General features: G+C 64.6%; 15 protein-coding genes. 11 read left to right on the top strand and 4 right to left on the bottom strand.

Annotated elements, in window-relative coordinates; genetic code table 11:
• On the top strand, positions 1–1,790 hold a 1,790-nt coding region (nrdE, locus tag A9W95_RS20790; protein WP_067417134.1), incomplete at its 5' end, for a class 1b ribonucleoside-diphosphate reductase subunit alpha.
• A 1-nt stretch (position 1,791) separates the two neighbouring features.
• On the opposite strand, the gene A9W95_RS20795 is transcribed toward nrdE, so the two are convergent.
• A complete protein-coding gene (locus A9W95_RS20795) occupies positions 1,792–2,367 on the bottom strand; it encodes a TetR/AcrR family transcriptional regulator (protein WP_067417137.1) in 576 nt (191 codons plus the stop codon).
• A gap of 100 nt (positions 2,368–2,467) precedes the next feature.
• Here A9W95_RS20795 and A9W95_RS20800 point away from each other — a divergent pair, with 100 nt between their 5' ends.
• The 9 genes from A9W95_RS20800 to nrdF all read left to right on the top strand — a co-directional run bounded on the left by A9W95_RS20800 (position 2,468) and on the right by nrdF (position 10,659).
• Entirely contained in the window at positions 2,468–2,944 is a 477-nt protein-coding gene (locus tag A9W95_RS20800) for a DUF1772 domain-containing protein (RefSeq protein ID WP_067417142.1), read from the top strand.
• A 35-nt stretch (positions 2,945–2,979) separates the two neighbouring features.
• The gene (locus A9W95_RS26515) at positions 2,980–3,297 is read left to right on the top strand and encodes an NIPSNAP family protein (RefSeq protein WP_082983237.1); all 318 of its coding nucleotides are present in this window, start codon (positions 2,980–2,982) and stop codon (positions 3,295–3,297) included.
• Between the two features lie 19 nt (positions 3,298–3,316).
• The gene (locus A9W95_RS20810; protein WP_067417149.1) at positions 3,317–3,697 is read left to right on the top strand and encodes a DUF4267 domain-containing protein; all 381 of its coding nucleotides are present in this window, start codon (positions 3,317–3,319) and stop codon (positions 3,695–3,697) included.
• A 216-nt stretch (positions 3,698–3,913) separates the two neighbouring features.
• Complete coding sequence (locus tag A9W95_RS20815) at positions 3,914–4,840, top strand: NADP-dependent oxidoreductase (RefSeq protein WP_067417152.1); 927 nt, start codon at positions 3,914–3,916, stop codon at positions 4,838–4,840.
• Between the two features lies 1 nt (position 4,841).
• The gene (locus tag A9W95_RS20820; RefSeq protein ID WP_067417155.1) at positions 4,842–5,795 is read left to right on the top strand and encodes a TIGR03619 family F420-dependent LLM class oxidoreductase; all 954 of its coding nucleotides are present in this window, start codon (positions 4,842–4,844) and stop codon (positions 5,793–5,795) included.
• A gap of 218 nt (positions 5,796–6,013) precedes the next feature.
• Positions 6,014–6,754, top strand: a complete 741-nt coding sequence (locus A9W95_RS20825) for a TetR/AcrR family transcriptional regulator (protein ID WP_067417157.1) — start codon at positions 6,014–6,016, stop codon at positions 6,752–6,754.
• A 139-nt stretch (positions 6,755–6,893) separates the two neighbouring features.
• Positions 6,894–8,459 (top strand): NAD(P)/FAD-dependent oxidoreductase, encoded by a 1,566-nt coding sequence (locus A9W95_RS20830; protein WP_067417162.1) that lies wholly within the window; start codon positions 6,894–6,896, stop codon positions 8,457–8,459.
• A 107-nt stretch (positions 8,460–8,566) separates the two neighbouring features.
• Entirely contained in the window at positions 8,567–9,565 is a 999-nt protein-coding gene (locus tag A9W95_RS20835; protein ID WP_253851720.1) for a YncE family protein, read from the top strand.
• Between the two features lie 119 nt (positions 9,566–9,684).
• The gene (gene nrdF / locus A9W95_RS20840; protein WP_067417167.1) at positions 9,685–10,659 is read left to right on the top strand and encodes a class 1b ribonucleoside-diphosphate reductase subunit beta; all 975 of its coding nucleotides are present in this window, start codon (positions 9,685–9,687) and stop codon (positions 10,657–10,659) included.
• Here the strand turns inward: nrdF and A9W95_RS27350 are convergent.
• Entirely contained in the window at positions 10,656–10,820 is a 165-nt protein-coding gene (locus A9W95_RS27350) for a hypothetical protein (protein ID WP_172826673.1), read from the bottom strand. The genes nrdF and A9W95_RS27350 overlap by 4 nt on opposite strands.
• Positions 10,821–10,842: 22 nt before the next feature.
• Complete coding sequence (locus A9W95_RS20845) at positions 10,843–11,445, bottom strand: DsbA family protein (RefSeq protein ID WP_067417170.1); 603 nt, start codon at positions 11,443–11,445, stop codon at positions 10,843–10,845.
• A gap of 198 nt (positions 11,446–11,643) precedes the next feature.
• On the opposite strand from A9W95_RS20845, the gene A9W95_RS20850 reads away from it, so the two are divergent.
• Positions 11,644–12,054, top strand: a complete 411-nt coding sequence (locus A9W95_RS20850; protein ID WP_067417218.1) for a DUF3349 domain-containing protein — start codon at positions 11,644–11,646, stop codon at positions 12,052–12,054.
• On the opposite strand, the gene A9W95_RS20855 is transcribed toward A9W95_RS20850, so the two are convergent.
• The gene (locus A9W95_RS20855) at positions 12,043–13,083 is read right to left on the bottom strand and encodes an NAD(P)-dependent alcohol dehydrogenase (RefSeq protein ID WP_067417172.1); all 1,041 of its coding nucleotides are present in this window, start codon (positions 13,081–13,083) and stop codon (positions 12,043–12,045) included. The genes A9W95_RS20850 and A9W95_RS20855 overlap by 12 nt on opposite strands.
• Positions 13,084–13,131 lie beyond the last annotated feature (48 nt).

Consider the following 13,131-nt stretch of genomic DNA (forward strand, 5'->3'; position numbering starts at 1 on the left):
GAAAGCGCTACCTGGAACGCTTCGAGGACCGGGTGGTCATGGTCTCGCTGACGCTGGCCGCCGGCGACACCGCGCTGGCCGAGAAGTTGGTCGACGAGATCATCGACGGCCGGTTCCAGCCGGCTACGCCCACGTTCCTGAATTCGGGTAAGAAGCAGCGCGGTGAGCCGGTGAGCTGTTTCCTGCTGCGCATCGAGGACAACATGGAGTCGATCGGTCGGTCGATCAACTCGGCGCTGCAGCTGTCCAAGCGCGGCGGGGGAGTGGCGCTGCTGCTGAGCAACATTCGCGAGCACGGCGCGCCGATCAAGAACATCGAGAACCAGTCCTCGGGTGTCATCCCGATCATGAAACTGCTCGAGGACTCCTTCTCCTACGCCAACCAGCTGGGTGCGCGCCAGGGCGCCGGCGCGGTCTACCTGCACGCGCATCACCCGGACATCTACCGCTTCCTGGACACCAAACGGGAAAACGCCGACGAGAAGATCCGGATCAAGACGCTGAGCCTGGGCGTGGTGATTCCCGACATCACCTTCGAACTGGCAAAGCGCAACGACGACATGTACCTGTTCTCGCCCTATGACGTCGAGCGAGTCTATGGCGTGGGCTTCGCCGACATCTCGGTGACCGAGAAGTACTACGAGATGGTCGACGACCCGCGCATCCGCAAGACGAAGATCAAGGCGCGCGAGTTCTTCCAGACGCTCGCCGAATTGCAGTTCGAGTCCGGCTACCCGTACATCATGTTCGAGGACACGGTGAACCGGGCCAACCCCATCGACGGCAAGATCACCCACTCCAACCTGTGCTCGGAGATCCTGCAGGTGTCCACGCCCTCGTTGTTCAACGAGGACCTGTCGTATGCCAAAGTCGGCAAGGACATTTCGTGCAACCTCGGGTCGCTCAACATTGCCAAGACGATGGATTCGCCCGACTTCGCTCAGACCATCGAGGTGGCGATCCGCGCGCTGACCGCGGTGAGCGATCAGACGCACATCTCCTCGGTGCCCTCAATCGAGCAGGGCAACAACGAGTCTCACGCCATCGGCCTCGGGCAGATGAACCTGCACGGCTATCTGGCTCGCGCGGGTGTGTTCTACGGTTCGGAAGAAGGCGTCGACTTCACCAACATTTACTTCTACACCGTGCTCTATCACGCGCTGCGGGCGTCCAACCGCATCGCGATCGAACGCGGCAGCCACTTCAAGGGTTTCGAGCGGTCCAAGTACGCGTCGGGGGAGTTCTTCGACAAGTACACCGAGCAGGTGTGGGAGCCCAAGACCGACAAGGTCCGCCAGCTTTTCGCCGATTCGGGCATCCGGATCCCGACGCGGGACGACTGGAAGCGGCTCAAGGAGTCGGTGCAAGCACACGGCATCTACAACCAGAACCTGCAGGCGGTGCCGCCCACTGGATCGATCTCCTACATCAACCATTCGACGAGCTCGATTCACCCGATCGTGTCCAAGGTGGAGATCCGCAAGGAGGGCAAGATCGGGCGGGTCTACTACCCGGCGCCCTACATGACCAACGACAACCTGGAGTACTACCAGGACGCCTACGAGATCGGCTACGAAAAGATCATCGACACCTACGCCGCGGCCACACAGCATGTGGATCAAGGGCTTTCGTTGACGCTGTTCTTCAAGGACACCGCAACCACCCGCGATGTGAATAAGGCGCAGATCTACGCCTGGCGCAAAGGCATCAAGACGCTCTACTACATCCGGCTGCGTCAGATGGCGCTGGAAGGCACCGAGGTCGAGGGCTGCGTCTCCTGCATGTTGTGAGTCACCGGCCGATGAACTGTTGGACGAGCAGCTGAAGCCGTTGCGACTCATGGTCGGGGCGTAAACGCCCGTTGCGGCCGAGGGTAGCCAGTCCGTGCAGCGCGGCCCATAACACCTCGGTGAGGGCGTCCGCATCTCGCTGGCCGGCGACGAGCCCGACCGCCTGGTGTAACTCGTCGAAGGCCGCTGTCAGCTGAGGGGGTGTGTCCTCGGCGGCGAAGCGCAAAGTGGTGGCACGGGTGAACATCGCGTCGTAAACGGCGGGATTGTCGCGGGCGAAGTCCAGGTACGCGCCGGCAACACTGGTCAGCGCGTCGCTGGCCGCGCCGCCGCGCCCGCGGGCGACCCGAATCTCCTCGGCGAGTTCGCCGAACCCGTCGACGGCGATGGCATCGGCGATCTGTTCCATGCCGGCGAAGTGCTTGTACAGCACGGGCTGGCTGTATTCGATCTCGGTGGACAGCCGACGGGTGGTGACGGCATCCCACCCTTCGGCCTCGGCCAGCTTGCGAGCCGTCGCGATGATCAGCTTTCGGCGCGCGGACCGCTCCCGCTCCCGTCGATGCTCTATGGCCATGCCCAAAGGTATCACGGCTAGCAAATCTAGCGTTGCTATTGACGCCGTTTGTGTCAGAGGTTAGCGTTGCTAGCACTTACCGAACGAAGGGATTTGGGACATGGAACTAGACGTCATCACTCGGATCGCCGCGCTCATTGCGCTGCTGGGTACCGCCGTGGTTTACGGCACCGACGTGTTCTGCGCGATCGTGCTACAGCCCGCCTTGGCGTCCGTGGACGACCGGGCCTTGGTCTCGGTCATGGGCAGCCTGCACCGATACGGAGACCGGCGGATGCCGGTGCCAGGGGTGCTCGGAATCGTCGCCACCGGGGCATGCATGGTGCTGGCCATGGTCGCCGGGCACTGGACGCAGACCATCGCGGCGGGCGTCGCGCTTGTGCTGTTGTTGGTGTGGATCGCGCTTTACACACAAGTAAGCAAACCCATCAACCGACAATTGACGGCCGCCGCTGACGCGAACCGTCTGCTACCCAACGGACGTGCGCTGCAGGCGAACTGGGACCGAATCATCGGTGCCCGCGCAACGCTGCAAGGCCTCGCAGTGGTCGCCTTGTCCGCGGTGCTCGTGGCCTGACGGCCTAGTCGCCAACCGACACACGGAGCACTTCGATGTTTCAGCTCAGGATCTATACGCTGCGATCACCAGAAGCCTTGCAACGGTATGCAACTGTGCACTGGGCTCGCCACCTGGTTACCTTCCCGACCTTCGGGGTCACCACCCACGGGGTATGGACCGAACGAAGCGGCGGTGCGAATCGTCTTGTCGCCCTGATCCGCTACCCACCGGGCGTTGACCCCGAACAACTCAGCCGGCAAGTCATGACCAGCCCAGAATTCGCCGCCGATATGACCGGCTTCAACGTCGACGAGATCGTCGACGTCCAATCCGTACCCCTTGACCCGACACCGTTCTCACCAATCCACTAACGCACCAGGAGCGCACGATATGACTACCACCGCAGTCGCTTACACGCTGGCTGGACTCGTCGCCGCGGGCATCATCTTCATCGGGGCTCGATTCATCGTCGCGCCGCGCGTCGCCGCCGCCGGCTACGGCGTCGCGCAAGATCTCGCCGGGCCCGCTGCACGCGCCTATCTGAGTGTCAAGGGCATTCGCGACATCGCATCGGGGCTATTCGTCTTTATCCTGATGGCCGCGGGCGCGACCCACGTGCTGGGCTGGGTGATATTGGCCGCCACAATCATTCCGCTCGCCGACGCGGCCATCGTGCTGGGCAACGGCGGCCCCAGGTCCATTGCGCTGGGGGTGCATGGGGTGACCGCGGCCGTAATGCTGGTCACCGCCGCGCTTCTGCTCGCGTTCTGATGGGGAAGACCTGCGGCGGCCATGATGGCGTTGGTCTGCGGTGACGTGTAAAAGGTAGGGCAGATGGGGTCGTTCATCACACCTGCGATCACCCACCTGCCTATGCCAATGTCGCATTCCGTGGACAAAACGGCTCAACAGTCGTAGGTGAGGTGCACCGCACGCGTGCAGTCTTGAGAATGACCGGAGCCGGGACCGATAGGGGGTGACACCGCCGTGCAAGCGATTACCGCACGCGACCGCGCTGCCGGTATTCGTGGGCTTTCGCTAGCCGAAATGCCCTACCCGCATGCCGCAGAGAACGACGTCATCGTGCGAGTCCATGCCGCCGGCTTCACCCCCGGTGAACTCGACTGGCCCGCAACGTGGACCGACCGGGCGGGGCACGAACGGGCCCCGAGCATCCCAGGACATGAAGTCTCCGGCGTCATTGCCGAGTTGGGCTACGGCACCACCGGATTCACCGTTGGTCAGCGAGTCTTCGGCATCACCGACTGGGCCCGTAACGGCTCACTCGCGGAATATGTTGCGGTAGAGGCACGTAACCTCGCGCCGTTATCCGCCGAGATCGACCACACGGTGGCAGCCGCATCGGTGATTTCCGGACTGACCGCGTGGCAAGGGCTCTTCGACCACGCCCATCTCGTCACTGGCCAAACGGTCTTGATTCACGGCGCCGCCGGCGCCGTCGGTTCGTTCGCGGTGCAACTGGCTCGCGGCGCCGGAGCGCGCGTCATCGGCAGCGGCCGTGCCGCCCACCGGGACACCGTGCTGAGTCTGGGGGCTGACGCTTTCCTGGACCTGCAGGGGGAACGGCTCGAGGACGTCGGTCCGGTCGACGTGGTATTCGACGTGATCGGCGGTGAAGTCCTCGAGCGTTCAGCGCATTTGGTGCGACCCGGCGGTGCGCTGATCACGATCGCTGAACCACCGCACGTGCAACCCGAGCGCGCACGCGCGATCTTCTTCGTCGTCGAACCCGACCGGGTCCAGCTGGCAGCGCTGGAACGTCAGCTGCGTGACGGCCGGTTGCGCCCGATCGTCGGGGCGGTCTGTTCCTTGGCCGAAGCGCCCGCCGCGTTCGGCCCTTCGTCCGGCGGCCGCGGCAAGACCATCGTCGCGGTTATTGATGACGGTGCCTGAGATGAAACTCGGACTTCGCCTGCCGCAGCGACTCGGAGTCGACCTACGACACGACGTGGTCGAAGCGGCCAGAACGGCAGAAGCGGCCGGATACGCGAGTCTGTGGACATACGAACGGCTGCTCTTCCCGGAGGCACCCATCGAACCGTATGCCGGATCGGACGTGCCCTGGCCCAAGCATTCCCGACAAGCCGCCGACCCCCTGGCAATCCTGGCCGCCGCGGCGGTGGCGACGGAGAAGGTGCGGCTGGGTACGTCGGTATTGGTGGCTGCCCTGCACACACCCATCCAGCTCGCCAAGGCGCTGGCGACGATCGATCAAATCAGCGGCGGCCGAGTGGTCGCCGGCATGGCCACCGGCTGGGCGACCGATGAACTGCAGGCGGCCGGTGCCACCCGGGCGGACCGTGGCCGTTTCCTCGACGAGACGCTCGATGTCTTCGACGCCGTGTGGGGGCCCGACCCAGTGACCTTCCAGAGCCCGCGCGTCATCATTGCCAACGCCGCGGTCCTGCCCAAGCCAGTGTCGAAGATTCCGGTGTTGTTGGGCGGCGGTGGCAGCAATCTGGGCCGCAGCACCAGTTCCAAGGCCGTGCAGCGCATTGCCACACGCGCGGACGGCTGGCTGCCGGTGCTCACCACGCCTGGCCCGGCCGGCGCGGCACACCTGCGCGAGAGCTGGGACCGTATCCGGCAGCTGGCTTCCGACCACGGCCGGGACCCGAGCCGGATGGAGATGGTCGTGGTCGGCAATGTCACGTTGACCGACCGTCCGGCCGGGCCGGACCGATCCGCGTTCGTCGGCACTCTCGACCAAGTCCTCGACGATGTCCACACGGCTGCCGACGCCGGCGCTGACGAGTTGATCGTCGACCTGAATCTGCAGGACTGGTTCGTCAACACTCAGCAGATGCTCGAAGCGGCAGTGACAATCCGCGAAAAGGCCACCGCATGATGATTGCCGGGTTGCGCATGCGCCCGGAGATGTCGGATCTCGACGAAGCGACCGGTGTCTCCGTTGAAACCTCGGCCGGTTCGCGGCCGGTTACCGCCGGCAGTTCGGTCGCTCACCCAGCGCGGTCCTGCGTGCGTCATAGGGCCGGCGCGAACGGGTGCCGAAAGCGCTGAGGCAACTGCCCAGGTCAGCCCGGCCCGCGCGGTAAGGTGCTTGACGTGGTGAGAATTCCCCGACCGCACCCCGGCGCCGCCGCCGGAGTAAAAGTCGACGCGCGCAGCGAGCGTTGGCGCGAGCACCGCAAGAAGGTGCGCGGCGAGATCGTCGAAGCTGCGTTTCGCGCCATCGATCGGCTCGGGCCCGAACTCAGCGTCCGCGAGATCGCAGAAGAAGCCGGCACCGCCAAACCCAAGATCTACCGGCACTTCGCCGACAAGTCCGATCTGTTCGTCGCCATCGGCGAACGACTGCGAGACATGCTCTGGGCGGCGATCTTCCCCTCGATCAATCTGGCCACCGACTCCGCGCGCGAGGTCATCCGCCGCAGCGTGGAGGAGTACGTCAACCTGGTTGACCAGCATCCCAACGTGCTGCGGGTTTTCATTCAGGGGCGCTCGGCCAAGCAGTCGGAAGCCACCGTCCGCACCCTCAACGAAGGCCGCGAAATCACGCTGACCTTCGCCGACCTGTTCAGCAACGAATTGCGCGACATGGACCTCAATCGGGCCGCGCTCGAGCTGGCGGCGCACAGCGCCTTCGGAGCGGCCGCATCGGCCACCGAATGGTGGTTGGGTCCCGACCCGGACAGCCCGCGGCGGATGTCCAGGGAGCAGTTCGTGGCGCACTTGGCCACCATCATGATGGGGGTCATCGTCGGCACCGCCGAGACGCTAGGGATCACTATGGACGCCGACCGCCCGATTCACGACGCGGTGACCGTCAACCACGCCGCCAGCTAAGTGAGGCCGCGTTGACATCGCTGCGGGGATCGACAACACTCGATGAAATCCGATACCCGGGGTACCGGGTATTTCTGGGCGGTGCTGCGTCCACCGCACTCGACAGCTGACACCAGCCACAAAGGAAGACCCACCAACCATGACCGATGTCGCGACCCCGGCTACCGAAGTGGCCGACAAACCTCAGTCCGACAAGCCGCCGGTACATGCCCGAACCGTCATCATCGGCACCGGGTTCTCCGGGCTCGGCATGGCTATCGCGCTGCAGCAGCAGGGCGTGGACTTCGTCATCCTGGAAAAAGCCGACGACGTCGGCGGCACCTGGCGCGACAACAGCTATCCCGGCTGCGCGTGCGACATCCCGTCGCACCTGTACTCGTTCTCCTTCGAACCCAAGCCGGACTGGAAGAACCCGTTCTCCTATCAACCCGAGATCTGGGATTACCTCAAGGGCGTCACCGAGAAGTACGGACTGCGCCGCTACATCGAGTTCAACTCTCATGTCGACCGCGGTTATTGGGACGACGAGGAGTACCGCTGGCACGTATTCACCACCGACGGGCGCGAATACGTTGCTCAGTTCCTGGTGTCGGGGGCCGGGGCGCTGCACATCCCGGCGTTCCCCGACATCGACGGTCGCGACGAATTCGTCGGTGCCGCATTCCATTCCGCGGAATGGGACCACAGCGTCGACCTGACGGGCAAGCGGGTGGCCATCATCGGGACCGGCGCCAGCGCCATTCAGATCGTGCCCGAGATCGTCGGCAAGGTCGCCGAACTTCAGCTCTACCAACGCACTCCGCCCTGGGTAGTACCCCGCGCCAACCCCGAAATTCCGGCGCGGTTGCGTACGGCGATGCAGAACGTTCCAGGGCTGCGCGCCCTGGTGCGGCTGGCGATCTACTGGGGTCAAGAGGCGCTCGCTTTCGGCATGACCAAGCGACCCAACGCCTTGAAATTCATTGAGGCCTACTGCAAGTACAACATCTGGCGCTCGGTGAAAGACCGCGAGCTGCGCCGCAAGTTGATCCCGAACTACCGCATCGGCTGTAAGCGAATCCTCAACTCCTCCACCTACTACCGCGCGGTGGCCAACCCGAAAACCCAGCTGATCACCGAGGGAATCAGCGAGATCACGCGCGACGGGATCGTCACGGTCGACGGAACGCACCGCCCGGCCGACGTGATCGTCTACGCCACCGGGTTCCACGTCACCGACTCCTACACCTACGTGCAGATCAAGGGCCGGCACGGCGAGGACCTGGTCGATCGGTGGAACCGGGAGGGCATCGGCGCGCACCGCGGAATCACCGTGGCGAACATGCCGAACCTGTTCTTCCTGTTGGGGCCCAACACCGGACTGGGGCACAACTCCGTGGTGTTCATGATCGAATCGCAGATCCGCTATGTCGCCGATGCGATCAAGACCTGCGACAAGTTAGGTGCCCAGGCGCTGGCACCCACGCGAGCCGCCCAGGACAGCTTCAACGACGAACTGCAAGATAAGCTCACCGACTCGGTGTGGAACAGCGGTGGTTGCAGCAGCTGGTATCTCGACGAGCACGGCAGGAACACCGTCCTGTGGGGCGGCTACACCTGGCAATACTGGATGACCACCCGCAAGATTGCCCTTGCCGAGTACGAGTTCCTCGGAGTGGGCAAGGGCAAGTCGAAGAAACGCAAAGCAATTCGCGCGGCGAGTTAGGGCCGAGCGGGTACTACCCGCTAGTGACCCGACGAATCTCATTGCGGCTTGCCGCCGGCCTCGTTCTCGTTGCGGTAAGTGCCTGCGGTCATAACACCGCGGCGCCGATGCCCGCCGGGTCGACCACCACCGGCATGCTGCCGCCCGGGGTGCCCACCGAAGGTCAACGACCGGCGGCCAACGGATTGCCTTCGGCGGCAGAACCACAGAAGGCGCCGGCGCCGCCGAATGCGCCGCCCGGGCGGCTCATTCCCGTCGGGAACACGCCCGAAGGTGTGATGGTCGATGCGCTGACCCGCACGGTCGCCGTTGCTTGCCATGACCCCGACCAGCTGGTCCTACTCAATGCCGATTCTGGTGCCATCACTGGCCGAATTCCGTTGCCCGGCAGGGTTCGCCACTTGCAGCTGGCTGCCCCCGGTGGCCCGGTCTTGGTGCCGGTGGAGTCGGCCGACTCGCTAGTACGCGTCGACCTGCCGCAGGGGCCGGCGCAGGCGCCGATACGCACCGGCACCGAACCCCACGATGCCGCACAGGCATCCAACGGAACGGTCTTCGTCGCCAATGAACTCGGTGGGACGGTGACAGCCGTGCGCGGCGAGCACATTGTGAAGGTATTCACCGACAGTGTCCAACCGGCCGGCACCGCGGCGGTGGGGACGTCGATGGGCGTGCTCGACGTGCGCAAGAACGACCTGACCATCTACGACGCGCAGCGGCTGACCATCGTCGGATCGACGCCGGCCGGCGTGGGTCCGACGCATTTGGTCGCCGACCGCCACGGGCGGATGATCGCGACTGACACGCGCGGCAACGCCGTTCGGGTGTTCACCCCGTTGCCGCAACCGCGTGAAGTGGCCAGCGTCGCGCAACCGGGCGGCCCGTACGGGATCGCCTACGACGCCACGCGGGACCGGCTCTGGGTCGCGTCATCGGGCACCAACGAGGTCGTCGGGTACGACATGAGCGACCCGACGCCGCGCGCCGTGCAACGGTTGGCGACGGTGCAGAATCCGTACACGTTGGGGGTCGACTCGGCCACCGGGCGGCTGTTCGTCGCGGGGGTGTCGGCGGGTGTCGTCCAGGTAATCGACGGTGCGCCGTAGGGGCGCGCCGCGACACGCCAGACACAAGCTCTTGTGTTGCCCTTGCTTGTCGTACCCCAGGGGTAGTGTTTGAGACCTGCGCAGCGCAGATCAATTGCACCTGGTGAAGTGGGGTTCTGGTGACGGGAAATGCAAAGCTGATCGACCGCGTCTCAGCGATCAACTGGAACCGGCTCCAAGACGACAAGGACGCTGAGGTCTGGGACCGGCTGACCGGAAATTTCTGGCTGCCCGAGAAGGTGCCGGTGTCCAACGACATCCCGTCGTGGGGCACGTTGACCGCCGGGGAGAAGCAGTTGACCATGCGGGTCTTCACCGGCCTGACGATGCTGGATACCATCCAGGGCACCGTGGGCGCGGTCAGCCTGATCCCCGACGCGCTCACCCCGCACGAGGAGGCGGTGTACACCAACATCGCGTTCATGGAGTCGGTGCACGCCAAGAGTTACAGCCAGATCTTCTCCACGCTGTGCTCGACCGCCGAAATCGACGACGCCTTCCGCTGGTCGGAAGAGAACACCAACTTGCAGCGCAAAGCCGAGATCGTGCTGGAGTACTACCGCGGCGACGAACCGCTCAAGCGCAAAGTGGCCTCCACGCTGCTGGAAAGCTTCCTGTTCTACTCCGGCTTCTACCTGCCGATGTACTGGTCGAGCCGGGCCAAGCTGACCAACACCGCCGACATGATCCGGCTGATCATCCGCGACGAGGCTGTGCACGGCTACTACATCGGCTACAAATTTCAGCGCGGCCTGGCGCTGGTCGACGACGCCAAGCGCGCCGAGCTCAAGGACTACACCTACGAGCTGCTGTTCGAGCTGTACGACAACGAGGTCGAGTACACCCAGGACCTCTACGACGAAGTCGGGCTGACCGAAGACGTCAAGAAGTTCCTGCGCTACAACGCCAACAAGGCGCTGATGAACCTTGGCTACGAGGCGTTGTTCCCGCGCGACGAGACCGACGTCAATCCCGCGATCCTCTCGGCGCTGTCACCGAACGCCGACGAGAACCACGACTTCTTCTCCGGGTCGGGGTCGTCGTACGTGATCGGCAAAGCCGTCGTCACCGAAGACGAGGACTGGGATTTCTAACGTCGACCGGCCGGTGAGAGGTCGCCGGCCCCGGCGTCGAGTTCGGGGTGCCCGTCGCACCACTGGTCTTGCGGCACAACGGCTTTGACCTCGTCGACATGTTCGCCGCACCCGGCCCAAGTGGTCTTGCCGCAGACCTGGCATTGCACCGCATAGCACATAATCTCTCCTCGTCGATCCAGGCTACCCGCCCTTCTTGGGCCGCTTCAGTTGCCTGAATTGCGGAACGGCGGCCAACGTAGCGACCGCGTCGAATGCGGGACGAGTCATCTCGTCCGCCGGTGGTCCGGTGAGGACCGGTCCGAAGAAGGTTCGGCCGTTGATCTGCAGGATGGGACTTCCACCAGTCTCGCCCAACGCTTCCTGTCCCGCTTCATGGCTTTGCCGCACCGTCGCGTCGTACGACTCATCGTCGACCACAGCGTCGGGAATGCCTGCCGCGGCACTCACTTCCCTAACCAAACTGTCGTCGACCGGGTGAGCTTCGTCGAAGTGGCGTTCGCCGAAGGCAAAGTATGCGGTGACCATGTCCGCGGCCCCATGTTTGTCACCGATCGCCGCCATCAGCCGGCCCATCCGTTGAGAATCCCGCAAATGGGCCTGCTGCTCAGGCCCGGCCTCTTCACCTTCGTTGAGCATCGCCAAGCTCATCAGCCGCCAATCGACTGTCACATCACCGCCGCCGGCGACTGCCTGCAACCACCGGGCGGTGTGCCACGTGAACGGACACACCGGGTCGAACCAGATCGTCACCGCCGAACCACTGCCCCCGGGCGCACGCGTCATCGAGTCGCTCCTTTTCGTCGGCGTGAAACTGCCATGACCCATGTGGTTGCCCGTCAGCATGGGCTGAAACGAGTTGCGACGACGACGTGTGGGCGGCCCCGCGCTGGCCGGGGATATGCGCAGTGAACGGCGTATGAATTGTCCGGAAGCGGCGACGCCGCGGTAGCGCGGCAGTTGCCCGACCACGAAACTGAGTGGGTGACGACATCGCGTACTTCTCACGCTTCCCAGTTCTTTAAGTCGGTCGTGCGCTGGCTGCAGGTCGGCTACCCCAACGGCGTTCCCGGCCCCGACCAGGTCCCGCTGCTGGCGCTGTTGCGCAGCACCCCGCTCACCGCTGAACAGCTCCAAGAAGTCATCAGCGAACTCACCGCGAAGGGATCACCCGCGGCGCAGGACGGCGTGATCGACGGCAACGAGATAGCGCAGACCATCTCCGAGTTGACCCACCACGACCCCGGCCCCGAGAACGTCCGGCGGGTGGCCGCCACGCTGGCCGCCGCGGGCTGGCCACTGGCCGGCATCGACGTCAGCGAAGTGATCCCGGGCGATGAAGACGCCGAGATCGCCGAGGAAATCGCGTCGTCGCGGGCTAGCTCACAGGCTTGAGATGTCGATGACGAAGCGGTAGCGCACGTCGCTGGCGAGCACCCGCTCGTAGGCCTCGTTGACGTAATCCGCTTCGATCAGCTCGATCTCGGGCGTCACGTCGTGCTCGGCGCAGAAATCGAGCATCTCTTGGGTTTCGGCGATGCCGCCGATGTTCGACCCGGACAGGCTGCGCCGCGCCAGGGCCAGCGGGAACGCCGGCACCTCCATGGGGTGCTCGGGAATGCCGAGTTCGACCAGGGTGCCGTCGACGTCCAGCAGGCCCAGGTAGTCACCGAGGTTCAGGTTCGCCGAGACGGTGTTCAGGATCAGGTCGAAGCTGGACCGCAGATTGCGGAAGGTGTCCGGGTCGGAGGTGGCGTAGTAGTTGCTGGCGCCCAGCCGCAGCCCGTCTTCCATCTTCTTCAGCGACTGCGACAGCACGGTGACCTCGGCGCCCATTGCCGCGCCCAGCTTGACGCCCATGTGGCCCAGCCCGCCGAGCCCGATGATCGCCAGCCGGGTGTCGGCGCCGGCGTTCCAGTGCCGCAGCGGCGAGAACAGCGTGACGCCGGCGCACAGCAGGGGAGCGGCCTTGTCCAGGGGCAGCGAATCCGGGATGCGCACGACGTAGTTCTCGTCGACGACGATCGCCTGGCTGTAGCCCCCCTGCGTCGACTGGCCGTCCTTGCCGATCGAGTTGTAGGTGAACGTCGCGCCGCGCTTGCAGTACTGCTCGAGTCCAGCGCGGCAGCTGCTGCATTCCCGGCAGGAGTCCACCATGCAGCCGACCCCGACGTGGTCGCCGACTTGGTACTTGGAGACCTCCGAGCCCACCGCGCTGACCACACCGGCGATTTCGTGGCCGGGCACCACCGGGTAGTTCGGCTGGCCCCACTCGGCTTTGACGGTGTGGATGTCGGAGTGGCAGATGCCGGCGAACTTGATGTCGATCGCGACGTCGTGCGGTCCGGGTTCGCGTCTATCGACGGTCGTCTTGGTCAACGGTTCGGTCGCCGACGTGGCGGCGTACGCGGAAACAGTGCTCATCGGATTCCTTCGCAAGTTCGTGGCTAAGACAAAAGCTTAGCTAAGGTA

The sequence above is a fragment of the Mycobacterium sp. 1423905.2 genome (assembly GCF_001673155.1).
Lineage (GTDB): Bacteria > Actinomycetota > Actinomycetes > Mycobacteriales > Mycobacteriaceae > Mycobacterium.